A 23,271-nucleotide genomic window follows, 5' to 3' on the forward strand; every position below is an offset into this window, starting at 1 on the left:
CCCGCAGCTTTCCCCCGCCGCATCGGCACGCCTATTTGAACTTCCGCGTTTCCTGTTCCACAATACTCTGGGTCCTACCTCTTTTCGCTTAAACAAGCAAAAACGGCAGGTTAAAAACCGAGCGTAGTTTCAAACAATAACATTGCATGGAGAGTAATTTATGAAGCTATTTAAGACCATTTCGGCCTTATGCATGGCGGCCCTGGTGGCCGTAGCGGTTAGCGCCTGCGCACCGACGGCAAAATCGGAAGGAACCGGCGGCTATATCGACGATACCGTCATTACCACCAAAGTAAAATCAGCATTGCTGGCAGATAAAGGAATAAAATCCACGGAAATCAACGTAGAAACGTTTAAAGGGCGGGTGCAATTAAGCGGGTTCGTCAGCTCGCAGGCCGATGCAAACCGGGCGATTCAAATCACCCGCGGCGTGGCCGGCGTCAGAACCGTCGCGAACGACATGCGAGTCAAGTAGCGTTAAACAGGAGGCGCAATACTGCGCCTCCCCATGTAAGCATTCCGCATCAAAAGCGATAACCGGCCCCAAACATAAACACCCACGGATCCAACCGGGTATCAATGCTGTGGTGGCCACCGGCATTATCGTCAAAGCGGACTTTCGTTTCGATATTCATCCACCAGACCGACATGTTCAGCAGCCAATGCTCATCCAGGTTGTAATCCAGCCCTGCCTGCGCCGCAACGCCCCATGAGTTCTTCAGGCTCAGGTTACTCAACCCGGCTTCCTTACCGTTGTCATTGAATTTTTCATCAAAGAACATGGTGTAGTTCACACCGACGCCCAGATATGGGCGCAGTTTATCCTGCCGATCGCCAAAGTAATACTGCGCCATCAGGGTTGGCGGCAAGTGATGAATGGTTGCGATATCGCCACTCACCCCCGAACCATGCAGCGAGACCTTATGACGAAACGGCGTCGCGGCCAGCAATTCCACACCGATATTATCCGTGACCATGTAACCGAAGGTCAGGCCGAGCTGAGTATTGTTGTTCGCATCGAATGAGCCCTGATTGAGCACATCATCAGAGCCCGTCGTCGGCCGAACGGTCGCGGTGCCGGCGCGGAACAAGAAATCACCGGCCTGATGCGCACTTGCCAACATCGGTGCCATCATGGCCGCCAGTACCACCAGAGTTGTCTTTTTCATTATCCATTCCATTTGTGTGGTTAAAGTTTCAACGAATATACCTGCTAACGGGTATTTATGATCCAATCGAGATCACATCTTATGGGTAAAAATTCAAATTCCCACTAAAAACAAGGTTACCTAACACGCTAATAAATAGCGGATTGATCTACATCAAAAATCACGATTTATGGCAAATAGTGCGCCGCGTGAAATTTCAGTTGCCAAACATTCGGCCACTGAGTAACGTCTTGCATCGATGTTGGTTTTGGTTGGTGGCCGTGAGGAGTCGGTGGGCAATCAAGATGAGCGAATTCAATAATCCCTGTGTTAGCTGTGGCGCCTGCTGCGCCTATTTCCGCGTATCATTTTACTGGGCTGAAGCCGATGACGGCGGCGGAGTTGTCCCCACGTCATTAACCGAGCCGCTCACCCCGTTTCTGCGTTGTATGCAGGGGACGAACAGCAAATCCCCCCGTTGCACCGCATTGGACGGCGAGATCGGCAAGGCCGTTTCCTGCTCTATTTACCTCAACCGGCCGTCCCCCTGCCGGGAATTTGACAAATCCGGCTTGAACGGCCTGCGTAACGAGGCCTGCGATCGCGCACGTGCGCGCTACGGCCTGCCGCCTTTGCCGATGGAAAAACCGCTGCCCCTGCCCAGCGCTAACGCTGCTGAAGAAATCAGCGCTGTACCACTGATGGGGTGCCACAGCGAAGCGGAACAGGGTACAATCACCACTACAGCAGTGCACCGTTGTGGGGCGTAGCCATTTCACCCGCCGGCCGTAAAAACCGTCGCCTTTTGCCAGGCTGCCCCTGGCAGGCGATCGGTATAAACGCGCGTTGAAATCGTTCCCCTGCGGCGGCCTGATGGCACTGCCCTACTTATCTCTGTTCTTAATGCCAAGGAGTCTGCATGCCTATCACGGCCAACACGTTGTACCGTGACAGTTTTAACTTTTTCCGCAACCAACTGGTCAGCATTTTGCTGCTGGCGCTGTTAACCGCGTTTATTTCTGTCCTGCTCAACCAGGTATTCAGCCCGAGTGCGGAACAGTTACAGATCCTGACGACGGCGGAAAATGACTTTACGTCCTCTACCGGGATTGGGATCCAGGAAATCATCCAACAGATGTCGCCCGAGCAGCAAATGGTGTTGCTGAAGGTTTCCGCCGCCGCCACCGTCTCTGCGCTGGTAGGGAATGTTCTGTTGGTTGGCGGGATGCTGACGCTTATCCGCCTGGTGTCTGAAGGGGTACAAACCAGCGCGCTGCGCGCAATCGGTATTTCCGCCCCTATTTTACCGCGCCTGTTGCTGTTGCTGTTTATCGGCACCTTGCTGATCCAGCTCGGCTTAATGCTGTTTGTGGTGCCCGGCGTTATTTTGGCTGTTGCGTTCTCGTTAGCGCCGGTGATTGCCACCGCAGATAAAAAAGGCGTATTTGCTTCGCTCAAGCAAAGCAGCAAGCTGGCGTTCTCCAACGCACGCGTGATTGTGCCGGCCATGATGCTGTGGCTGGCGGCGAAGCTGCTGGTGCTGTTCCTGGTCAGCCATCTGTCGGCGATAACGCCAAACGTTGCCAGCGTGGTGCTAACCGCGCTCAGCAATCTGATATCAGCGCTGCTGCTGATTTATCTGTTCCGGCTGTATATGCTGCTACGCAGCTAACAACGCCTTCGCAACGTAGGGCACGTCAACCGACGTGCCCTAGTTATTTGGGCCTTTTGCATTGCATCGGCGGCCTGCAGATATAATCGTAAGGTTATGCAAATATTCGCCGGGCCTGCGGAATTCCCGCAGAGAAACGTCGATAATCGGCGTTTGCCTGCGGTACACAGACACAGCCGAATCCGGTATAGTCTGCCGATGAACAAATGATGGATTGATTTATGAAGCAATTTCTTGATTTCCTCCCACTCATCGTCTTTTTTGCTTTTTATAAGCTCTACGATATCTACGTTGCATCCGGCGCCCTCATTGCCGCCACGGCGCTGGCGTTGGTCTTTACCTGGGTTAAATACCGCAAGGTAGAGAAAATGACGCTGATCACTTTCATCATGGTGGCCGTATTCGGTACCCTGACCCTGGTATTCCACAACGATCTGTTTATTAAATGGAAAGTGACGGTTATTTATACGCTGTTTGCACTGGCGTTGCTGATAAGCCAACTGGTGCTGAAAAAGCCGCTGGTCCAGCGCATGTTGGGCAAAGAGTTGGCGCTGCCCGATCGCGTGTGGAACAACCTTAACCTTGCCTGGGCGCTGTTTTTCCTGGCCTGCGGTCTGGCGAACATTTATGTTGCGTTCTGGCTGCCGCAAAGCGTTTGGGTCAATTTTAAAGTGTTCGGCCTGACGGCGCTGACGCTGGTCTTCACCTTGCTCAGCGGCGTCTATATTTATAAACATATGCCAGCAGAACAGAAGAAGTAGCGCCCTGCACCATGCCCGCTCACCAGCGGGCTTTTTTGAACCACGTTATCAAAGCGGAAAGCGATGACACAACAACGACCTTTACCCAGCGGTGAGCTGGTATTACGAACATTGGCGATGCCTGCCGATACCAATGCCAACGGCGATATTTTCGGCGGTTGGATAATGTCGCAAATGGACATTGGCGGTGCGATTCAGGCAAAAGAGATTGCTGAAGGGCGCGTGGTTACCGTGCGCGTTGACGGAATGACCTTCCTGAAACCGGTCGCCGTGGGGGATGTCATCTGCTGCTACGCCCAGTGCATACGCACCGGGCGTAGCTCAATCACCATCAATGTTGAAGTGTGGGTGAAAAAGGTTTCCTCGGCACCTATCGGCCAGCGCTACCGCGCCACCGAAGCGGTATTTACCTATGTCGCCGTTGACGACGAAGGCCACTCGCGCCCGCTGCCGGATGGCAAAAGGAACTTCCGCGGCGAAGGCGGCGAATAAACGCCAGCCTTTGCCACGAAAAAGGGCCGCAGTTGAATGCGGCCCTTTTTTATGACAACCGGACAGACTCAGTTCACCGTCGTGGTGCCGTCAAGCTTGAATACAATATTAATTGTGTGATTCTTAATCGTTTTACCTTCATAGCGCCACTTGCGCAGCGCCAGGCGAACTTCACGTTCAAACATATTACGCGGCTCTGCTGACAGAATACGCACGTTATCCACGCGGCCATCGCTGTCGATATCAAACTGCACCCGAACCCGGCCTTCAATCTGCAAGGCACGCGCACGCATCGGATAAGTCGGTTTTACCTGGCTGATGACACGCGGCGCAACGTCAAGTGAATCCCCTTGCACCGGCGCATTCGGCGCCTGCTTGACCGGCGCATTCGCCAACGCGTTGCTTGGCGCATTATTCTCGAACGGCGAAGGATCGCGCGGGGGCGCAATGCGTTTTTGTTCGCGTTTTATCGCCTTTTCAACCTTCGGCTTTGGCTTCGGTTTTGGCTTCGGCTTGGGTTTTTCCGGTTCAGGTTTAGGAATAGCCACCGGCACCGGCGGCGGCGGTTCTTGCACGACCTCCGGCTCGGGTTCTGGCTCAGGCTCTGCAACCGGTTGTGGCTCTTCAGGCTGCGGCTCAGGCTCCGCAGCGGACGGCGGCGGCGGTTCCGTCATGGTTTCGGAATTCACCATCATGACGCTAATTGGCGCCTCTTCCAGCCTTGGCAGCTCCATGGCATCCTTGACGGACGCATAGAGTAAACCGGCCACCAGGGCACTGTGTAAGCCAACGGAAAGAACAATCGGCACTGACAAACGGCGAATAGGCAACATCTTTTTTAGCGGCATAATGATTCTGTTTCCTCGGATTCGCCAAGTTTAAATGCAAATAGCAATCATATTCAATAACGAAAGCAAACTATTGCTCTAATCATGACTATTTGCCGTTAAAACCTGCAGTTAGCAAGGTTATTGGCCCGTTTATAACCTGGCTTTTAACGCGATGACACGGAGTTTTAACCTTTTCTGGAGAGGTAAACGGAAAAGCCGGCAAAATGAACTGACTCGTTATCACGCCGCCCAGCGTTGCCGGTTGGCGCGAAAGCCCCCCTCATGAATTAGGAGGCTTTCTATGCTGATGCATCCGGCTACGCTATGCACTGATATAAAACAAAAAAATGCCGGAAGCAGCCGGCGACTTTCTGGCTAGCTGCGAGCGTTTGGCGATCTGCGCACGAAAATAACGAATAACGGTTGGGCGGCTCAAGAAGCGGCACCCGCTTGCGGCAGATGCCCATCTTTCATTGGGGCAGTAAATATGCGGACTTACGGCCGGCACGCGATGCGTTACTCCTCATCACCGTAATATAAAACGCCCAGTTTGATTAACGGCCGCCCCTGGGATTTACGGTGCAGGTTGGCGTCGCGCAGTGAGTAAACGCAGCCGCAGTACTCCTGCTGGTAAAAACGTTCACGCTTGCTGATTTCAATCATGCGTGACGATCCGCCCTTCTTGCGCCAGTTATAATCCCAGTAAATCAAATCCGGGTATTTTTGCGCGGCGCGGGTACCGCAATCATTAACCTGTTGCATATTTTTCCAGCGGGAAATGCCCAGCGAACTGGAGATGACGTCAAAGCCATGTTCATAGGCGTACAGCGCAGTGCGTTCAAACCGCATATCAAAACACATGGTGCAACGAATGCCGCGCTCCGGTTCATTCTCCATACCTTTGGCGCGGGCGAACCAATTATCGGTATCATAATCAGCATCGATAATAGGCACGCCGTGTTTTTCAGCAAAGCGGATGTTTTCCTCTTTGCGCAGCAAATATTCTTTCTGTGGATGAATGTTCGGATTGTAGAAAAAAATGGTGTACTCAATACCGGAAGCCTGGATAGCCTCCATCACCTCACCGGAACAGGGCGCGCAGCAAGAGTGCAACAACAGCTTCTTTTTCCCCGCTGGCAAATCGAGTTTTTCTCTTACCAGTTCCGTCATTTTCCCTCACCTCTCATTCATTTTCTGAATATATCATGCGGGCGGCATGATACGGATAAAAGGCGGCTGCTTCAAGGCACCCGCCCCCGCACCGGTGAAAATCGTTTCCTTGGCGCATATTTTGCGCTACCTTGATTTTACCGTTATATAGCAATGATTCTAAAGGTTAAACATGCTTTATCTGATTTACGCACAAGACGTTGCCAACTCCCTGGAAAACCGCCTGGCCGCACGCCCGGCCCATTTGGCCCGCCTGCAGGCGCTGCGTGACCAAGGCCGCCTGGTGGTGGCCGGCCCAAACCCGGCCATTGACAGCAGTGATCCCGGCAGCGCCGGTTTTACCGGTTCCACGGTGATCGCCGAATTCCCTTCATTAGCCGAAGCCAAAGCCTGGGCCGAGCAGGATCCGTATGTTGATGCGGGGGTTTATGGCGAGGTCACGGTAAAGCCGTTTAAGCAAGTGTTCTGATAGGCCATTCACTGGCGCAATGCCCCAACGGATCAACACGCTTTTATAGCAACAGTATAGAAGCGTGTTATTTCCACGACTTTCTTATCACTGACCAGCGATAACGCCGGCCACACATTTCCGGCAGCAATCTTCTACGGCGTTGACGGTGGCTAACGTTCCGGCTCTGTTCAAAGATTCCTCTATCTCGCTGATCACCACCGGGCGGATGTCGTTAGCCTTCATGGGCTTTACCGGCCTGATGGCGGCCAGATAACGCAAAAGGCCCCCGATGCTCGGAGGCCTTTTGCCGTTTAACACCACATCAATATAAGGTTACTGGATCAGTATCCCCTGAATCAGGCTGGCTTTCACGATGGTCACCTGCGGGATCGCCAACGCCTGCATAAAGCCTTCCACCAGCAACAGGTTACTGACATCGGTCGCGCGGTAATCCCCGGCCAGTTCCGAGTCCCCTTTCCATACCTGGCGTTGCACCACGCGCGCCAGATCGGCCTGGGTATAGGTGTTGCCCGCGGGCTGCACCTGCGCTTTGATCGAATAACCATGCACACCGCCGATGCCGATCACCCTGCGGGTTTTGATATCTTGTTTAATTTGCGGGCTAACGTGGGTGCGGGCATAAAACGCCACGTAACGCAGCACCGTATTGCGTAGCGAACCAATCGGGTTCGGCGTGTTGTCTGCTTGCGGATCTTTGTTTTGCAGCACCAGAGTGATGAAGTCTTTTAGAGTAACCGAAGCCAACTTGCCCTGATAGATATCGGTGACCGTCTGGCCCCCTTGCTGGCGAAAGGCCGTCATCTGCATTGAGCCGCCGCCGATATCCCAAACCAGCAAATCTTCATTGCGCAGGCGATTATCGTGCAACGCCGCCTTTGCCGACAGGAACCCCAGTTCGGCCTCCTGCTGCTGGGAAATGACCTTCAGTTGCACGCCGAGCTGTTGGTTAAAAGCATCAATGACCTGTTGGCCGTTGGCCGCCGAACGAAATACCGCCGTCGCCACGCCGGTGATACGTTGCGGGTGGAAGGTTTGCGCCTTCGTCACCAGCGCTCTCAACGCGGCCAGCCCTTGTTGCTGGATGGCGCTGCCAAGTTGGTTATTGGTCGATTTAGCCAGATCGGCGTTAAACCCTACCGGGCGTTGATCTTCATATAACACTTTGCCCAGGGTTTGCCGGCAAATATCCACCTGCGCCACCTGGATCTTGGTGCTGCCGGAGCCCACATCGATCCCTGCCCGGGTTTCAATACAGCGGTTGGCCATTGCCGAAAACGCGCTGGTTAATGCCAGCACCCCGACGAGCGTTATTAAGCTTTTTTTCATTTCACCATGCCATAAAGTAAGTAACATCTATTCATCTGAGTACAATTACCTGTTTTTACACTTATTTTCCAATAGCACGCGCAATAATAAGGGTGTGAACCCTTGAGTTACGCCGTTAAAAGACCACGTCCATTGCAGCATCACCCGCAACGGCGTTACCTGAATAATCCAGCGGTTCAGGCGGCCGATAGCGCCAAAAGCAAAAAGACGCTTTTTCCGTTAAAGCATTGTGCGTACACTGTTTCCGGAGTTTGCGTTATGGATTGAACACGCCGATACACGCCAGGGTTAAGCATGTCCCGCTACCGTGTTTGTATGGGCCTTTATCTGTGTAAACCACCGGAACCAATAATCAGGAGAAGATTATTATGGCAACGACGAAAAAGTCAGCAAAAACTCACATTGGACTGGATGCGAAACACTCAGCAAAACTGTCTGAAGCGCTGAACGCGCTGCTGGCCAACTATCAGGTGCTTTATATGAACGTGCGCGGCTATCACTGGAATATTTCCGGCCCGCATTTCTTTGAACTCCACGTCAAATTTGAAGAAACCTATAACGATCTGCTGACGAAAGTAGATGAATTGGCAGAACGTATTCTGACGTTGGGTTATCAGCCGCGCCATGCATTCAGCGACTATCTGAAAACCGCAGATATCAAAGAAGATACCAACGTCACTGATGATAAGGGTACGCTGGGCGGCCTGCTGGACGGCTACTCCATCTTGCTGACCCAGCAGCGCGAGCTGCTGGCCCTGGCGGCGGAAGCCGGCGATGAAGGCACCTCTTCCCTGATGAGCGATTATATCAAAGAGCAGGAAAAACAGGTCTGGATGCTGAACGCCTACCTGGGCAAATAATTCCCTGAGAAAGCAAACAGTCCCGTAAGGGACTGTTTGTTTGCTACCACTCGCAGGCAACAGCGAACAGCAGCGACCGGCGATGCTGCCCGTCCAGCCGGTGCCGCACCCGCAGAATATGGCGGTTACTGCACGACTGGCGTTCCAACCAGCGATGGCGGCGGCGCTGCTGCTGGCGCAGCATACGCCAACGGCCCACTTCATTACGACTGTGTCTCATATTCTTTCCCTCGCTAAGCCAAGCGCATGCATTATAGCCCTTTCCATTCGTGAGCCAAGTCACGGGTAAATCGGTAGCGTGCTAAAATACAACGGCAAAACACCCGCTGTCACCGCAGGTAAGTTCCTTAAGTCAATCATATTTATGTTATAAATAGACTCTTTGTTACGCAGTGACGTATTTCGGCGCAGACGGCGCGCAATAGCGCTCCGGGCGCCGCCTGGGCGTTGCACAACAGCAGTAAGTGCCGGAAAGGGTTTCCCTCTTTTTCCGATCTGTGCATACACTCATCATTGGTGGTTTGCGAACAGGATATTTCGCCTTTATGACAACATTTTATACCGTAGTCAGTTGGTTAATGGTATTCGGCTACTGGCTACTGATCGCCAGTGTGACGTTACGCATTTTGATGAAACGCCGCGCCGTGCCGTCCGCCATGGCCTGGTTGCTGATCATTTATATTCTGCCGCTGTTTGGCATCGTGGCGTATTTGTCGTTTGGCGAATTAAATCTGGGCAAACGCCGGGCTGAACGTGCGAAAGCAATGTGGCCTTCCACCGCCCGTTGGCTAAGCGAATTGAAAGAAAGCCGCAGAATTTTCGCCACCGAATACAGCGAAGTGGCAAGTCCGCTGTTCGAATTGTGCAACCGCCGCCAGGGCATCGACGGCGTAAAAGGCAATCAGCTACAACTGCTGACCACTACCGACGCAACGCTAAACGCGCTGATCCGCGACATTGGACTGGCACGCAACAATATTGAGATGGTGTTCTATATCTGGCAGCCCGGCGGGCTGGTGGATCAGGTTGCCGAATCGCTGATGGCCGCCGCACGGCGCGGCGTGCACTGCCGCCTGATGCTTGATTCTGCCGGTAGCCTGCAATTTTTCCGCAGCGCTTACCCGGGCATGATGCGCAATGCCGGCATCGAGGTCGTCGAGGCGCTCAAGGTCAATCTGTTCCGCGTGTTTTTACGCCGGATGGATCTGCGGCAGCACCGCAAAGTGGTATTGATCGACAACTATATTGCCTATACCGGCAGCATGAACATGGTGGATCCGCGCTACTTCAAACAGGACGCCGGCGTCGGCCAGTGGGTGGATCTGATGGCGCGCATGGAAGGCCCGGTGGCCACCACCATGGGGATCGTCTATGCCTGCGACTGGGAAATTGAAACCGGCAAGCGCATTCTACCGCCGCCGCCGGACGTCAACATCATGCCGTTCGAACAGGAGAGCGGCCATACTATCCAGGTGATTGCCTCCGGCCCCGGCTTCCCGGAAGAGATGATCCACCAGGCGCTGCTGACAGCGGTATATGCCGCACGTGAGCAGCTCATTATGACAACGCCCTACTTTGTGCCCAGCGACGATCTGCTGCACGCCATTTGCACCGCCGCGCTACGCGGCGTAGACGTCAGTATTATTGTGCCGCGCGAAAACGACTCCATGCTGGTGCGTTGGGCCAGCCGCGCGTTCTTCTCCGAGCTGCTGGAAGCCGGGGTGAAAATCTATCAGTTCGAAGGCGGCCTGTTGCATACCAAAAGCGTGTTGGTCGACGGCCAGCTTAGCCTGGTCGGCACGGTTAACCTGGACATGCGTAGCCTGTGGCTTAACTTTGAAATCACGCTGGTTATCGACGATGACGGCTTCGGCAGCGACCTGGCCTGCGTGCAAGATGATTATATCGCCCGCTCACAGTTGCTGGATCCTGCCCAATGGCTGAAGCGGCCCTTCTGGCACCGTATCGTTGAACGCCTGTTCTACTTTTTCAGTCCATTGCTGTAAAAGCGGCGGCGGGCGTGCTTTAATAACGCCAAATCATTTTTCTCAGGATTTTATTTATGGATTTGAATAACCGCCTTACCGAAGACGAAACGCTGGAACAGGCTTACGACATTTTCCTCGAGCTCGCCGGCGATAATCTGGATCCGGCGGATATTCTGCTGTTCAACCTGCAGTTTGAAGAGCGCGGCGGCGCCGAACTGTATGATCCTGCGGAAGACTGGCAAGAGCACGTGGATTACGATCTGAACCCCGATTTCTTTGCCGAAGTGGTGATTGGGCTGGCGGAAGCTGACGGCGAACCCATCAACGACGTGTTCGCCCGCGTGCTGATCTGCCGCGAAAAGGCTCACAAGCTCTGCCATATCTTGTGGAAAGAATAGCTGCCAGCACCGCATTGCGTTAACGGCCTGCCCCACGTTAAGCGGGCAGGCCGTTGCCGCAACCCGCCTAGTGCGGATCCACCTTCAGGCAGGAAACCGCATGGCGGAAACTGCCTTCCAGCAACGGGCGCGTAACCGCGCATTCCGGCCCGGCAATCGGGCAACGGGTGCGGAACACACAGCCGGAAGGCGGGTTAATCGGCGATGGCAGTTCCCCCACCAGCAATTGCACCTGTTTCTCTCTTTCCTTATCCGGATCCGGGCTTGGCACCGCCGCCATCAGCGCTTTGGTGTAGGGATGCAACGGATTATTGTAGACCTCTTCGTAACTTCCCAGCTCCACCGCATGCCCCAAATACATCACCAGTACGCGATCGGAAATGTGTTTAACCACCGCCAGATCGTGCGCAATAAAAATCAGCGTTAGCCCCATCTCACGCTGTAACTGCTGCAATAGGTTCACCACCTGCGCCTGAATGGAAACATCCAGTGCTGAAACCGGCTCATCACAGATCACCAGCCGCGGCTCCAGAATCAACGCCCGCGCAATACCGATGCGCTGACACTGCCCGCCGGAAAACTCATGCGGATAGTGGTTGATCAGGTTCGGCAGCAGACCCACCTTCTCCATCATCGCTTTGACCTTGGCTTTCACTTCCTGGCGCGGCATTTTAGGAAAATACGTGCTCAGCGGCTCCGCGATGATTTCGCCGATGTTCATTCGCGGATTTAGCGACGCCAGCGGATCCTGAAATATCATCTGGATATCGCCACGGACCCGATGCAATTCGGCAGCGCTCAGGCCGAGCATGTCTTTCCCAAGCCAGCTGACGCGGCCGCCGGTGGCCTTCACCAGGCCGATCAACGCGCGGGCAAGGGTGGATTTACCGCAGCCGGACTCCCCCACCACGCCGAGCGTTTCCCCGGCAAGCAGACGCAGCGTAACGCCATCCACCGCTTTCAGGGTTTTTGCCGGCTGCCAGAACCAGCGTTTGGCATCATGTACAAGAAAATGGACCTTCAGATCGTCCACCTCCAGCAGCACCGCCTTATCATCTACTGTGCTCATACCAGCGCCTCCGTCGGTTTAAAACAGGCACGCCGGCGCCCTTTTGCAAACGGCGTTAACGGCGGCATACTGGCGCACTGCGCCATCGCATACGGGCAACGCGGCTGGAACGGGCACCCGCTAGGCAACCGCAGCAAATTGGGCGGATTGCCGGGGATAGTCGCCAGGGAGCCGTCTTCGGCGTCCAGACGCGGTACCGCATTCAGCAGCCCAATCGAATACGGATGGCTCGGCGAATAAAAGACGTCGCGCGCACTGCCGTACTCCATCGTCTGGCCGGCGTACATCACCAGCACCTTATCGCAAATGCCGGCCACCACGCCCAGATCGTGCGTGATCATGATGATGGCGGTGTTGAACTCCCGCTTCAGCTCACGTAGCAACGCCATGATCTGCGCCTGCACGGTCACATCCAGCGCGGTGGTCGGTTCATCGGCAATCAGCAGCTTCGGCTGGCACAACAACGCCATGGCGATCATCACGCGCTGGCGCATCCCGCCGGAGAACTCATGCGGGTACATGCGCATGCGCTTGCGCGCCTCGGGCATTTTTACCGCGTCCAGCATGTGCACCGCAGCCTCGAACGCTGCGCTTTTGCCCATGTGCTTGTGCAGCATCAGCACTTCCATCAGTTGTTCACCCACGCGCATATAGGGGTTAAGCGCCGTCATCGGATCCTGAAAGATCATCGCAATTTCCTGCGCGCGCAGTTTATTGAGCTGGCGTTCCGGCAGGTTGAGAATTTCACGGCCGTTAAAGGTTGCCGAGCCGGTAATATGCCCATTGCCGGCCAGCAGCCCCATCAGCGCAAAAGCCGTTTGCGATTTGCCGGAGCCGGACTCACCGACAATCCCCAGCGTTTCCCCCCACCCCAGTTCAAAGTTCAGCGCGTTCACCGCGGTAACCTCGCCGTCCTGGGTTGAAAAACGCACCCGCAAATCATTGACCACCAGCAACGGCGGTGTGGATGTTTGCGGCATTAGATGATCAAGCGTGCTCATCATGGCACTCCTTAGCGGTCTTTCGGATCGAGGGCATCGCGCAGGCCATCGCCGATAAAGTTGAAACAGAACAGAGTGACAATCAGAAAGGCCGCCGGGAACATCAACAGCCAGGGAGACACCTCCATCGCGTTGGCGCCATCGCTCAGCAGCGCGCCCCAACTGCTTAATGGTTCCTGCGTGCCGAGCCCCAGGAAGCTAAGAAAGGACTCAAACAGAATCATGTTCGGCACCAGCAGGGAAGCGTAAACCACCACCACGCCCAGCACGTTGGGCACGATATGGCGCAGCACAATGTTGCGGGTCGACACCCCGCTCACCTGCGCCGCTTCAATGAACTCCTTGCGCTTAAGGCTCAGCGTCTGCCCACGCACGATACGCGCCATGTCCAGCCAGGAAACCATGCCGATCGCCACAAAAATCAGCAGGATGTTTTGGCCGAAAAAAGTCACCAACAAAATAACGAAAAACATAAACGGGAAAGAATTGAGGATTTCCAACAGCCGCATCATCAGCGAATCGATCCTGCCGCCAAGATAGCCGGACAGCGAGCCATACAGCGTGCCGACGATCACCGCCACCAGCGCGGCCGCAATACCGACCATCAGCGAAATACGCCCGCCAATCGCCACACGCACCAGCAAATCACGGCCGGAGGAGTCGGTGCCGAAATAGTGGGCGGAGGCCAGGTTCGGCGCGGCCGACATCATTTCCCAATCGGTATCGTCATAGCGAAAGGGTGACAGCCACGGCGCCAACACCACAAACAGTGCGATCAACGCCAGCAGCAGCAGGCTGCCAACCGCCGCATGGTTGCGCATGAAGCGGCGGCGGGCGTCTTGCCATAGGCTGCGCCCTTCCACGTCGAGTTGTTCGCTAAACTGCGCCAAAGCCGCGCCGTTTTTTTTCTTTAGGATCATACCGGCGCTCCGATTAATAACGTATTTTCGGATCGATGACGGCATACAGCACATCCACGATCGCATTGAACAGAATGGTCAACGCGCCGACCAGAATCGTCAGGCTTAACACCAGCGAATAATCTCGGTTTAGCGCCCCGTTAACGAACAGCTGGCCGATGCCCGGCAGGCCAAATATCGTTTCAATCACCATCGAACCGGTAATAATGCCGACGAACGCCGGCCCCATGTACGACAACACGGGCAGCAGCGCCGGTTTCAGCGCATGGCGCAAAATAATGCGCCGCATTGGCAGGCCTTTGGCACGGGCGGTGCGGATAAAATTGGAATGCAGCACTTCTATCATCGAGCCACGCGTGATGCGCGCAATGCTGGCAATATAAGCCAGCGAAAGCGCCACCATCGGCAGGATCATAAACTTCGGCGCACCGCCGTTCCACCCCCCACCCGGCAGCCATTTCAGGATGATGGCGAAGATCAGCACCAGCAACGGCGCCACCACAAAGCTGGGGATCACCACGCCGGTCATGGCCAACCCCATCACGGTGTAATCCCATTTGCTATTCTGCTTTAGCGCAGCCACCACCCCTGCGCTCACCCCGAGGATCACTGCCAGCAAGAATGCCGCCGCCCCGAGTTTGGCGGATACCGGGAAAGAGGCCGCCACCAGATCGTTAACCGAATAGTCTTTGTATTTGAATGACGGGCCAAAATCCCCATGCGCCAACTGCGCCAAATACTGGCCGTACTGTTTCCAGAGCGGATCGTTTAAATGGTATTTGGCTTCAATGTTGGCCATCACCTCGGGCGGTAAGCTCCGCTCCCCGGTAAACGGGCTACCGGGCGCCAACCGCATCATGAAAAATGAAAGGGTGACCAAGATAAACAGTGTCGGGATCGCTTCCAATAAACGACGAAATATAAACTTAAGCATTGCCTTAGCCCTTTGCAGCCTGATAACGGCTTCTTATTGCCTTATGCGCCAGCGGTAAACGCCGCCGGCGCTGACCGTATCAATGCTTGATGATGTACAGGTTTTTATCGTACACGTTATCAAGCGGGTCTTTGCCGGTATAGCCGCCGACATAGGGTTTCACCAGCCGGGTATTGACATAGTAATAGACCGGCACGATCACCGAATCCTGATCCAACTGCGTTTCCGCTTTCTGATACAGGGCGGCACGTTCATCTTTGGTTTTTACGGTTAAAACATCCGATATCAGGCGATCGTAGGCCGCGCTTTTGTAGTGCGTGGTATTGCTGCTGCTGTTTGACTGCATGATATTCACGAATGAGCTGGGCTCGTTGTAATCGGCACACCAGGCCGCGCGCGCAACATCAAAGGTGCCCTGGTGGCGGGTATCCAGGAACGTTTTCCACTCCTGGTTTTCCAGTTTGACGTTCACGCCCAGATTTTTCTTCCAGATGGCTGCGGCGGCAATCGCCAGTTTTTTATGCAAATCAGAGGTGTTGTACAGCAGCGAGAACGTCAGCGGTTTGCCAGGGCCATAGCCGGCTTCCGCCAGTAGCTTTTTGCCCGCTTCATTACGCTGCTCCTGCGTCCAGCCAAACCATGCCGGCGGGGTGAGTTTGGCGCCGTCGGTATAAGGCGGAGTAAAGCTGTAGGCCGGCAAGTCGCCCTGGTTTTTGACTTTGTTAACGATGATGTCGCGATCGAGCCCCAGTTTCAGCGCTTCGCGCACGCGGGCGTCGGTAAACGGCGCTTTCTGGTTGTTCATTTCGTAGTAATAGGTGCAGAGGTAGGGATCGACGTGCAGCTCGTTGGGGATATCTTTTTTCAGCTTCTGGAACAGTTCTATCGGCAAATAGTTATAGGTCATGTCAATTTCACCGGCCCGATAACGGTTAACGTCAGTAACCTCGGAGGTTATCGGCAGGAAAGTCACCTTGTTGATCACGGTTTTCGCGTTATCCCAATATTCAGGATTTCGCTCCAGCACTATGCGCTCGTTAACCACCCATTCTTTCAATTTGTAGGCGCCGTTGCTGACATAGTTCTGCGGCAAGGTCCATTTTTCACCGTATTTTTCCACCGCCTCTTTATAGACCGGCTTCATCGCATAGTGCGGGGTCATTTCCACCAGGTAAGGCACCGGCTCGCTTAAGGTGACCTGGAAGGTATGATCGTCGAGCGCTTTCACCCCCAGCATTGATTTGTCTTTTTTGCCGGCGATAATGTCATCGACGTTTACCACATGAGCAGATTGCAGATAGCTGGCATAGGGTGATACCGTTTGCGGATCAACGATCCGTTGCCAACTATAAACAAAATCCTGCGCCGTCACCGGCTGGCCATTAGACCATTTGGCATCTTTGCGTAAGTGGAAAGTCCAAACCTTAAAATCCTGGTTGTCCCAGCTTTCCGCCACGCCGGGTATGATGGCGCCGTTGAGATCGTTATTCGCCAGGCCTTCTATCAGATCGCGGGTGACGTTATTTTCCGGCACGCCTTCAATCTTGTGCGGATCAAGCGACTGCACCTCCGCGCCGTTGTTTTTGACGATTTCCTGTTTTTCGGCCAATTGCACCCCTGAAGGAACCTCAGCAGCCAATGCGTTTATGCTGCCGGCTCCGGCCAGCGCGGCAATCATGCCGGCAGCCAGGAGCGATGGTTTTGTGATGTTGGTCATATTATTACCCCATTTTATTATCGCCATCCCATCATGGCGTTGGAGCCAGGCCTGGTTATCAGGCCGCCATTCACAACGCTGCGAATCAAGCAACGCCGCAATATTCACACAGGCCCTGAGTTGACCTCCAACAAGGCTGAGGTTCGCCGAGCTATTATCGAAGGCACTTTTTATGGCGCCGTTTTATTCCTGGAGCTAACATGAAAGCGCCCCATAAATAGCTGGCGATAGGTGGGCCGAAAACGCCACACACCGCCCTAAACGCGCGCCCTGTGGTTAAACAAACTTTTATACGGCAAAGCCCGTGGTGAAAGAATAAACAACCAATGATTAGCAATCTAACACTAATAACATCGGTTCTTATCCGAAACAAGCCTTATAAAAGATAGGGGAAAGGTGACGCCAATGGTGAATGGGAAGATGCGGAAGGATAAAACGGCAGCCATGCCACTAACTGCGCCACCAGGATTGAACATTAATAGACACCTGCCCTACCACAGTGCAGGATGATGAAATAAGAGGCATTCAATGCACTTTATTACAGCAGGTTAAATTAATTTAAAAATTAAAATTTATTTTAAAAAGTGAAGCATCAACGCCACATGCCAGGATAAATAGCCTGCAGCTTAAAGCAGGCCAGGGAATATTGTCTTGATGCCAGTAACAATGAATTCAATGCCCAACGCCATCAGCAGTAGCCCCATAATACGTGTAATAACGTTAATACCGGTTTGCCCCAATAAACGCACCAGCAAAGGTGCAGCCCGGAACAACAGCCAGCAACAGAAAGCAAACAGAGCAATAGCCAGGGTAAAACCCAGCAAGTTTTGCCAACTGTGGTAACGCGAACTCCAGACGATAGTTGAACTGATCGCCCCCGGGCCGGCCATTAAGGGTAATGCCAGCGGCACCACACCGATGCTTTCACGGATTGCGCTTTCTGATTTTTCCTGCTTGTTTTGCTTATCTTCCCCCAGCTTGCCGCTGATCATCGACATGGCGATTGTCACCACCAGAATGCCGCCGGCGATGCGGAAAGAATCAATAGAGATACCGAACAGGTTCAGGATGCCGCCGCCGAGAAATAGCGAGATCCACAGGATGATCGCCACCGACAAATTGGCGGTCAGGTTGGTTTTGTTGCGCCCCGCCTCTGCCTGGTAACTGGTCATGCTGATAAATACCGGCAGAATGCCCACCGGATTGACCAGGGCGAACAGGCCGACAAAGAATTTAATATAACCGGAAAAATCCAACAGAGACTGGCTCACGAATCACCCCACATTGAACACTGCCACCTAAGGCTGCTATAAAGGTAACCGCTACCGGACACATCGAGGCTACACGACGCGCTAATGTAATCGAATTGCTCTTACGGATCCATCCGCGGAAAATTGCATTTTTATCTCTCCGCGGCTCAGGGAACAAAATATTACGCTGCAGTTAACGCCATATGTGGTTTTTTACTGTTTTAGGTTAAAAATGACAGGCGCCTCACTGCAGATAGTAACGTATGCGCATTAATTCATTGCTGAATGGTGTCAGCATGAAACTTTTATGACGTACGTCACAAAATTGCCCCCTCATAATAGGGTAAGCTCTTGGTCGTAGTCAGAGCGATGAACAGCAACGGCCCGCTGTTCGCCACTTTTGCTACGGCTCCCCTAACACGCAGGGCAAAGCTCTTTAAGTAAATCAGCGGTACAGGCCAGGAAGGGCATGGGCGCGGGCCCCTTTCCACTTATCCTGTCTATACTTGTTGCTTGCACGGCTTATTTACTGAAAGAGTTTAACATTATCAGGAGAGCACTATGGCTGTAACAAATGTCGCTGAATTGAACGAGCTTGTTGCCCGCGTCAAAAAAGCCCAGCGTGAGTATGCCAACTTCACCCAAGAGCAGGTTGATAAAATCTTCCGTGCTGCTGCCCTCGCCGCCGCCGATGCCCGTATTCCTCTGGCCAAAATGGCCGTTGAAGAATCCGGAATGGGGATCACCGAAGACAAAGTGATCAAAAACCACTTTGCATCCGAATATATCTACAACGCATATAAAGATGAAAAAACCTGTGGCATCTTATCTGAAGATGACACTTTCGGTACCATCACGATTGCAGAGCCCATCGGCCTGATTTGCGGTATCGTCCCAACCACCAACCCAACTTCTACCGCTATCTTCAAAGCGCTGATCAGCCTGAAAACCCGCAACGGTATCATTTTCTCACCACACCCACGCGCCAAAAATGCCACCAATAAGGCGGCGGATATCGTATTGCAGGCGGCCATTGCCGCCGGGGCGCCAAAAGATATCGTCGGTTGGATCGACCAACCTTCCGTTGAGCTGTCCAACCAGTTGATGCACCACCCTGATATCAACCTGATCCTGGCCACCGGCGGCCCGGGCATGGTGAAAGCCGCCTATAGCTCCGGCAAACCGGCAATTGGCGTTGGCGCCGGCAACACCCCGGTCGTGGTAGACGAAACCGCCGATATCAAGCGTGTGGTCGCCTCTATTCTGATGTCAAAAACCTTTGATAACGGCGTTATCTGTGCTTCTGAACAATCCGTTATCGTGGTTGATTCGGTTTATGATGCCGTGCGCGAGCGCTTTGCCTCCCATGGCGGCTACATGTTGCAGGGTAAAGAGCTGAAAGCGGTACAGGACATCATCCTGAAAAACGGCGGCCTGAACGCGGCCATCGTTGGCCAGTCGGCACCCAAAATCGCCGAAATGGCGGGCATTACCGTACCAGCCAATACCAAAGTGCTGATCGGCGAAGTGAAAGTGGTCGATGAATCCGAACCGTTCGCGCATGAAAAACTGTCGCCTACCCTGGCGATGTATCGCGCTAAAGACTTCGAAGACGCCGTGGTTAAAGCAGAAAAACTGGTTGCCATGGGCGGGATCGGCCACACCTCTTGCCTGTACACCGACCAGGACAACCAGCCGGCTCGCGTTGCCTTCTTCGGCGACAAAATGAAAACCGCACGTATCCTGATCAACACCCCGGCTTCACAAGGTGGTATCGGCGATCTGTACAACTTTAAACTCGCTCCGTCGCTGACGCTGGGTTGCGGTTCCTGGGGGGGTAACTCCATCTCCGAGAACGTTGGCCCGAAACACTTGATCAACAAGAAAACTGTAGCGAAGCGAGCAGAAAACATGTTGTGGCATAAACTTCCAAAATCCATCTACTTCCGCCGCGGCTCACTGCCGATCGCGCTGGAAGAAGTTGCAACCGACGGTGCAAAACGCGCCTTCATCGTGACCGACAACTATCTGTTCAACAATGGCTACGCTGATCAGATCACCAAGGTGCTGAAGCATCATGGCATCGAAACCAAGGTCTTCTTCGAAGTGGAAGCCGATCCGACCCTGAGCATCGTGCACAGGGGCGCAGAGCAGATGAACGCCTTTAAACCAGACGTCATTATCGCGCTGGGCGGCGGTTCACCGATGGACGCAGCCAAAATCATGTGGGTGCTATATGAGCATCCGGAAACCCACTTCGCGGATCTGGCGCTGCGCTTTATGGATATCCGTAAACGTATCTACAAGTTCCCGAAAATGGGTGTGAAAGCGAAGATGATCGCCATCACCACCACCTCCGGTACGGGTTCAGAAGTGACGCCGTTTGCGGTGGTTACCGATGATGCCACCGGCCAGAAATACCCACTGGCTGACTACGCTCTGACCCCGGATATGGCTATTGTCGACGCCAACTTGGTGATGAACATGCCGAAATCCCTGTGCGCCTTCGGCGGCTTGGATGCGGTAACCCACTCACTGGAAGCCTATGTTTCCGTATTGGCGAATGAATACTCTGACGGCCAGGCGCTGCAAGCACTGAAACTGCTGAAAGAATACCTGCCGGCCAGCTACAAAGAAGGGGCGAAAAACCCGATCGCCCGCGAGCGTGTGCATAACGCAGCGACTATCGCCGGTATCGCATTTGCCAACGCCTTCCTGGGCGTGTGCCACTCCATGGCCCACAAATTGGGTTCAGAGTTCCACATTCCACACGGCCTGGCTAACGCCCTGCTGATCTGCAACGTTATTCGCTATAACGCCAATGACAACCCAACCAAACAGACTGCGTTCAGCCAGTACGATCGTCCGCAGGCTCGCCGCCGCTATGCCGAAGTGGCCGATCACCTGGGCCTGAGTGCGCCAGGCGACCGTACGGCGCAGAAAATCGAGAAACTGCTGGCTTGGCTGGAAGAGCTGAAAACCGAACTGGGCATCCCGGCTTCAATTCGTGAAGCAGGCGTACAGGAAGCCGACTTCCTCGCGAAGATCGATAAGCTGTCCGAAGATGCGTTTGATGACCAATGTACCGGCGCTAACCCGCGCTATCCGCTGATTGCCGAACTCAAGCAAATCATGATGGATACCTATTATGGGCGTGAGTACAACGAAGTCCATGAGCAGGCGGCAAACACCGTGGTTGAATTGCCAACGGCCAAAGCCGAGAAAGCTGAGAAAAAAGCAAAAAAGTAACGCTTACATAAGCTGACAAAAAACCCGCCATCACGGCGGGTTTTTTTATTCCTGTTATCGCGGCGAATCAACCACACATACGCCCCAATAGCCCCTCTAAAAATAGACCCCGCGCAACGACGGCTCAGCGGCCTTCTGGGGCGGCGAAACGCGTTGAGCAAAGCCATAGTACCGGTACAACGATCCCCCTGCTCACGGGGCTTGTAGACGCCTTTTAGCCCGCTCTCGCGGCCTGGATCGCTTCCTTATAGTGCTTACGGCACACCGACAGGTAGCTTTCATCGCCACCAATCACCACCTGTTCCCCCGCATGAACCGCCCGGCCATTCTCATCTAAACGCAGCACCATGTTTGCCTTGCGCCCGCAGTGGCAAATGGTTTTCAGCTCAACCAGCTTATCGGCCCAGGCCAACAGGTATTGGCTACCCGTAAATAGTTCACCTAAAAAGTCGGTACGCAGGCCATAACACAAAACCGGAATATTCAGTTGGTCAACGACGTCACACAACTGCGCAACCTGCGCTTTGGTCAGGAACTGGCTTTCATCAAGCAACACGCAGTGAACCGTTTGCTGTTGATGCTCCTGATTAATTATTGTGTAAAAGTCGGTATCATTATTATAGAGCTGCGCTTGTGATGACAGGCCAATACGCGAGCTGACTTTCCCGACGCCAAAGCGATGATCGATTTCAGCGGTGAACACCAGCGTGCGCATACCACGTTCTTGATAATTATATGAAGATTGTAATAGCGCAGTGGATTTCCCTGCATTCATAGCAGAGTAATAGAAATAAAGCTGAGCCATCGGCCCTACCCCAACAGTATAAAAAACACGCAAAGAAAAGATACCCGAGTGTAACATAGGCGCAGGATGATGTTCAGCGGTGCGGAATCAATTTTAACTAAATTAATAAGCCTCTGTATGCAATAAATGGCGGAACGCGCCTTGCGGCGCCTGCCGCATTTTTACATCAATTGACCAAGCCTAATCCCAGAACACTATTAATTGCTGCTAATGATTAAACCACAGGGGTAATGCCGGCGCGTGCGGCTATAGGTAACCGTACTGATACCGAAGAATGATTATTGCAAAGGTCATAAGCCTTGCCTATTAAATGGCGCCCGCCGGGCTGATGGCAATTTAATCCTTATCTTGACAGTGACACTTCCTGACAGAACCTTTACGAATACCCCTATGCTTTACACTGTCTGTAAGAGAATGAGCGTGATTTAGCCCACAGAATTATATATAAACAGTTATTATAACCCGGTAACGAAAGGCTTTTCCCTGGTCTGACACAGTGCACATAGTCGGAAAGTTGGCTTTAACAGGAAGCGGGTAATAGCCCCAAAAGCCATCTATATTTGCCAGCCGAATCTAAATAAACGTTTCTTTAAGGAAAATCTGACAACTCTTCGCAATTTGGCTATTGCAGAAAATAAAATAGCACTCTATTATTATCCGGACATGCCCCCACCAATATAATTTGAGACTAGGACAATGAGCGAAGCATTAAAGATTTTGAACAACATCCGTACTCTACGTGCACAGGCAAGAGAATGCAGCCTGGAAACGCTGGAAGAGATGCTTGAGAAACTGGAAGTTGTCGTGAATGAACGTCGTGAGGAAGAAAGCCAGGCGCGCGCTGAAATTGAAGAACGTACGCGTAAACTGCAACAATATCGTGAAATGCTGATTGCTGACGGTATTGATCCAAACGAACTGTTGCAAACCATGGCAGCAACCAAATCAGCCGGTAAAACCAAACGTGCGGCTCGTCCGGCTAAATACCAATACAAAGATGAAAATGGCGAACTGAAAACCTGGACCGGCCAAGGCCGTACTCCTGCGGTGATTAAAAAAGCTATCGAAGAACAGGGTAAATCTTTGGAAGATTTCCTGCTGTAATCGTTTCTTCTGCGTGTAAAAAAGGCTCCCTTTGTGGAGCCTTTTTGTTTATCCAAGTCCGCCCCGCCGCGTTCTGTGTGGCGTAGCCAGGCCCTGCTTTTATTC

General features: G+C 53.3%; 23 protein-coding genes and 1 pseudogene. 12 read left to right on the plus strand and 12 right to left on the minus strand.

Going from position 1 to position 23,271, the window contains the following annotated elements; genetic code table 11:
• Positions 1-160 precede the first annotated feature (160 nt).
• On the plus strand, positions 161-475 hold the full coding sequence (locus tag AC559G_RS22905; protein ID WP_095848831.1) for a BON domain-containing protein: 315 nt from the start codon (positions 161-163) through the stop codon (positions 473-475).
• Positions 476-524: 49 nt separating this feature from the next.
• Here the strand turns inward: AC559G_RS22905 and ompW are convergent, their stop codons facing one another.
• Positions 525-1,169: an outer membrane protein OmpW gene (ompW, locus tag AC559G_RS22910; RefSeq protein ID WP_121552538.1), complete on the minus strand. Its 645-nt coding sequence runs from the start codon at positions 1,167-1,169 to the stop codon at positions 525-527.
• Positions 1,170-1,453: 284 nt separating this feature from the next.
• Between ompW and AC559G_RS22915 the strand changes: the two genes are divergently transcribed.
• From AC559G_RS22915 to yciA, 4 genes are all read left to right on the plus strand, one after another.
• Positions 1,454-1,918, plus strand: a complete 465-nt coding sequence (locus AC559G_RS22915; RefSeq protein ID WP_498914939.1) for a YkgJ family cysteine cluster protein — start codon at positions 1,454-1,456, stop codon at positions 1,916-1,918.
• Positions 1,919-2,067: 149 nt separating this feature from the next.
• Positions 2,068-2,820, plus strand: coding sequence for a YciC family protein (locus AC559G_RS22920; RefSeq protein WP_498914941.1), 753 nt, complete (start codon positions 2,068-2,070; stop codon positions 2,818-2,820).
• A 221-nt stretch (positions 2,821-3,041) separates the two neighbouring features.
• On the plus strand, positions 3,042-3,581 hold the full coding sequence (locus tag AC559G_RS22925) for a septation protein A (RefSeq protein WP_438598729.1): 540 nt from the start codon (positions 3,042-3,044) through the stop codon (positions 3,579-3,581).
• A gap of 63 nt (positions 3,582-3,644) precedes the next feature.
• The gene (gene yciA / locus AC559G_RS22930) at positions 3,645-4,073 is read left to right on the plus strand and encodes an acyl-CoA thioester hydrolase YciA (protein ID WP_438598730.1); all 429 of its coding nucleotides are present in this window, start codon (positions 3,645-3,647) and stop codon (positions 4,071-4,073) included.
• Between the two features lie 68 nt (positions 4,074-4,141).
• On the opposite strand, the gene tonB is transcribed toward yciA, so the two are convergent.
• Together tonB and AC559G_RS22940 are read right to left on the minus strand one after the other, a co-directional pair.
• The gene (tonB, locus tag AC559G_RS22935) at positions 4,142-4,921 is read right to left on the minus strand and encodes an energy transducer TonB (protein ID WP_498914943.1); all 780 of its coding nucleotides are present in this window, start codon (positions 4,919-4,921) and stop codon (positions 4,142-4,144) included.
• A 498-nt stretch (positions 4,922-5,419) separates the two neighbouring features.
• Entirely contained in the window at positions 5,420-6,073 is a 654-nt protein-coding gene (locus AC559G_RS22940) for an epoxyqueuosine reductase QueH (protein WP_498914944.1), read from the minus strand.
• A gap of 172 nt (positions 6,074-6,245) precedes the next feature.
• Between AC559G_RS22940 and AC559G_RS22945 the strand changes: the two genes are divergently transcribed.
• Both AC559G_RS22945 and AC559G_RS22950 read left to right on the plus strand, forming a co-directional pair.
• Entirely contained in the window at positions 6,246-6,542 is a 297-nt protein-coding gene (locus AC559G_RS22945; protein WP_498914946.1) for a YciI family protein, read from the plus strand.
• Between the two features lie 142 nt (positions 6,543-6,684).
• A pseudogene (locus AC559G_RS22950) lies at positions 6,685-6,798 on the plus strand (electron transport complex subunit RsxA); the annotation flags it as partial.
• Positions 6,799-6,857: 59 nt separating this feature from the next.
• On the opposite strand, the gene AC559G_RS22955 reads toward AC559G_RS22950, so the two are convergent.
• Positions 6,858-7,871: a Ppx/GppA phosphatase family protein gene (locus AC559G_RS22955; protein WP_498914948.1), complete on the minus strand. Its 1,014-nt coding sequence runs from the start codon at positions 7,869-7,871 to the stop codon at positions 6,858-6,860.
• A gap of 368 nt (positions 7,872-8,239) precedes the next feature.
• On the opposite strand from AC559G_RS22955, the gene AC559G_RS22960 reads away from it, so the two are divergent.
• Positions 8,240-8,731 (plus strand): Dps family protein, encoded by a 492-nt coding sequence (locus tag AC559G_RS22960; RefSeq protein ID WP_121552533.1) that lies wholly within the window; start codon positions 8,240-8,242, stop codon positions 8,729-8,731.
• Between the two features lie 43 nt (positions 8,732-8,774).
• On the opposite strand, the gene AC559G_RS22965 is transcribed toward AC559G_RS22960, so the two are convergent.
• Positions 8,775-8,951, minus strand: a complete 177-nt coding sequence (locus AC559G_RS22965; protein ID WP_095848843.1) for a YciY family protein — start codon at positions 8,949-8,951, stop codon at positions 8,775-8,777.
• A 325-nt stretch (positions 8,952-9,276) separates the two neighbouring features.
• On the opposite strand from AC559G_RS22965, the gene cls reads away from it, so the two are divergent.
• Both cls and AC559G_RS22975 read left to right on the plus strand, forming a co-directional pair.
• The gene (gene cls, locus AC559G_RS22970; protein ID WP_438598734.1) at positions 9,277-10,737 is read left to right on the plus strand and encodes a cardiolipin synthase; all 1,461 of its coding nucleotides are present in this window, start codon (positions 9,277-9,279) and stop codon (positions 10,735-10,737) included.
• A 56-nt stretch (positions 10,738-10,793) separates the two neighbouring features.
• Positions 10,794-11,117, plus strand: coding sequence for an HI1450 family dsDNA-mimic protein (locus AC559G_RS22975; protein WP_095848845.1), 324 nt, complete (start codon positions 10,794-10,796; stop codon positions 11,115-11,117).
• Between the two features lie 67 nt (positions 11,118-11,184).
• On the opposite strand, the gene oppF is transcribed toward AC559G_RS22975, so the two are convergent.
• The 6 genes from oppF to AC559G_RS23005 form a co-directional block, all read right to left on the minus strand.
• Positions 11,185-12,186 carry an ABC transporter ATP-binding protein gene (oppF, locus tag AC559G_RS22980; RefSeq protein WP_498914950.1) on the minus strand — a complete coding sequence of 334 codons (1,002 nt, stop codon included), beginning with the start codon at positions 12,184-12,186 and terminating at the stop codon, positions 11,185-11,187.
• Complete coding sequence (locus tag AC559G_RS22985) at positions 12,183-13,190, minus strand: ABC transporter ATP-binding protein (protein WP_498914952.1); 1,008 nt, start codon at positions 13,188-13,190, stop codon at positions 12,183-12,185. Before AC559G_RS22985 ends, oppF begins: the two co-directional genes overlap by 4 nt.
• A gap of 8 nt (positions 13,191-13,198) precedes the next feature.
• Positions 13,199-14,107: an oligopeptide ABC transporter permease OppC gene (gene oppC, locus AC559G_RS22990; RefSeq protein ID WP_498914953.1), complete on the minus strand. Its 909-nt coding sequence runs from the start codon at positions 14,105-14,107 to the stop codon at positions 13,199-13,201.
• 13 nt (positions 14,108-14,120) lie between these two features.
• Complete coding sequence (oppB, locus tag AC559G_RS22995; protein ID WP_095848849.1) at positions 14,121-15,041, minus strand: oligopeptide ABC transporter permease OppB; 921 nt, start codon at positions 15,039-15,041, stop codon at positions 14,121-14,123.
• Between the two features lie 79 nt (positions 15,042-15,120).
• Positions 15,121-16,758, minus strand: a complete 1,638-nt coding sequence (oppA, locus tag AC559G_RS23000) for an ABC transporter substrate-binding protein (RefSeq protein ID WP_498914955.1) — start codon at positions 16,756-16,758, stop codon at positions 15,121-15,123.
• A 626-nt stretch (positions 16,759-17,384) separates the two neighbouring features.
• Positions 17,385-18,029 (minus strand): YchE family NAAT transporter, encoded by a 645-nt coding sequence (locus tag AC559G_RS23005; RefSeq protein ID WP_095844459.1) that lies wholly within the window; start codon positions 18,027-18,029, stop codon positions 17,385-17,387.
• Between the two features lie 540 nt (positions 18,030-18,569).
• Here AC559G_RS23005 and adhE point away from each other — a divergent pair.
• Positions 18,570-21,257 carry a bifunctional acetaldehyde-CoA/alcohol dehydrogenase gene (gene adhE, locus AC559G_RS23010; protein WP_498914958.1) on the plus strand — a complete coding sequence of 896 codons (2,688 nt, stop codon included), beginning with the start codon at positions 18,570-18,572 and terminating at the stop codon, positions 21,255-21,257.
• A 214-nt stretch (positions 21,258-21,471) separates the two neighbouring features.
• Here adhE and AC559G_RS23015 read toward each other — a convergent pair whose 3' ends face one another.
• Positions 21,472-22,062 carry a thymidine kinase gene (locus AC559G_RS23015; protein ID WP_438598429.1) on the minus strand — a complete coding sequence of 197 codons (591 nt, stop codon included), beginning with the start codon at positions 22,060-22,062 and terminating at the stop codon, positions 21,472-21,474.
• Between the two features lie 696 nt (positions 22,063-22,758).
• Between AC559G_RS23015 and hns the strand changes: the two genes are divergently transcribed.
• The gene (gene hns / locus AC559G_RS23020; RefSeq protein WP_279023148.1) at positions 22,759-23,166 is read left to right on the plus strand and encodes a histone-like nucleoid-structuring protein H-NS; all 408 of its coding nucleotides are present in this window, start codon (positions 22,759-22,761) and stop codon (positions 23,164-23,166) included.
• Positions 23,167-23,271 lie beyond the last annotated feature (105 nt).

Origin of the sequence: Gibbsiella greigii (assembly GCF_039540155.1) — a bacterium.
In the GTDB taxonomy this organism is placed as follows: Bacteria; Pseudomonadota; Gammaproteobacteria; order Enterobacterales; family Enterobacteriaceae; genus Gibbsiella; species Gibbsiella quercinecans.

Bases quoted from the DNA above. Each gene is read 5' to 3' on its own strand.
- AC559G_RS22965 (WP_095848843.1), bottom strand. From the start codon at position 8,951: ATGAGACACAGTCGTAATGAAGTGGGCCGTTGGCGTATGCTGCGCCAG.
- cls (WP_438598734.1), top strand. From the start codon at position 9,277: ATGACAACATTTTATACCGTAGTCAGTTGGTTAATGGTATTCGGCTAC.
- AC559G_RS22955 (WP_498914948.1), bottom strand. From the start codon at position 7,871: ATGAAAAAAAGCTTAATAACGCTCGTCGGGGTGCTGGCATTAACCAGC.
- AC559G_RS22945 (WP_498914946.1), top strand. From the start codon at position 6,246: ATGCTTTATCTGATTTACGCACAAGACGTTGCCAACTCCCTGGAAAAC.
- tonB (WP_498914943.1), bottom strand. From the start codon at position 4,921: ATGCCGCTAAAAAAGATGTTGCCTATTCGCCGTTTGTCAGTGCCGATT.
- AC559G_RS23015 (WP_438598429.1), bottom strand. From the start codon at position 22,062: ATGGCTCAGCTTTATTTCTATTACTCTGCTATGAATGCAGGGAAATCC.
- AC559G_RS22915 (WP_498914939.1), top strand. From the start codon at position 1,454: ATGAGCGAATTCAATAATCCCTGTGTTAGCTGTGGCGCCTGCTGCGCC.
- hns (WP_279023148.1), top strand. From the start codon at position 22,759: ATGAGCGAAGCATTAAAGATTTTGAACAACATCCGTACTCTACGTGCA.
- oppC (WP_498914953.1), bottom strand. From the start codon at position 14,107: ATGATCCTAAAGAAAAAAAACGGCGCGGCTTTGGCGCAGTTTAGCGAA.
- AC559G_RS22960 (WP_121552533.1), top strand. From the start codon at position 8,240: ATGGCAACGACGAAAAAGTCAGCAAAAACTCACATTGGACTGGATGCG.
- AC559G_RS22920 (WP_498914941.1), top strand. From the start codon at position 2,068: ATGCCTATCACGGCCAACACGTTGTACCGTGACAGTTTTAACTTTTTC.
- AC559G_RS22925 (WP_438598729.1), top strand. From the start codon at position 3,042: ATGAAGCAATTTCTTGATTTCCTCCCACTCATCGTCTTTTTTGCTTTT.
- AC559G_RS22940 (WP_498914944.1), bottom strand. From the start codon at position 6,073: ATGACGGAACTGGTAAGAGAAAAACTCGATTTGCCAGCGGGGAAAAAG.
- oppB (WP_095848849.1), bottom strand. From the start codon at position 15,041: ATGCTTAAGTTTATATTTCGTCGTTTATTGGAAGCGATCCCGACACTG.
- oppA (WP_498914955.1), bottom strand. From the start codon at position 16,758: ATGACCAACATCACAAAACCATCGCTCCTGGCTGCCGGCATGATTGCC.
- yciA (WP_438598730.1), top strand. From the start codon at position 3,645: ATGACACAACAACGACCTTTACCCAGCGGTGAGCTGGTATTACGAACA.
- AC559G_RS22905 (WP_095848831.1), top strand. From the start codon at position 161: ATGAAGCTATTTAAGACCATTTCGGCCTTATGCATGGCGGCCCTGGTG.
- AC559G_RS22985 (WP_498914952.1), bottom strand. From the start codon at position 13,190: ATGATGAGCACGCTTGATCATCTAATGCCGCAAACATCCACACCGCCG.
- ompW (WP_121552538.1), bottom strand. From the start codon at position 1,169: ATGAAAAAGACAACTCTGGTGGTACTGGCGGCCATGATGGCACCGATG.
- AC559G_RS22975 (WP_095848845.1), top strand. From the start codon at position 10,794: ATGGATTTGAATAACCGCCTTACCGAAGACGAAACGCTGGAACAGGCT.
- adhE (WP_498914958.1), top strand. From the start codon at position 18,570: ATGGCTGTAACAAATGTCGCTGAATTGAACGAGCTTGTTGCCCGCGTC.
- oppF (WP_498914950.1), bottom strand. From the start codon at position 12,186: ATGAGCACAGTAGATGATAAGGCGGTGCTGCTGGAGGTGGACGATCTG.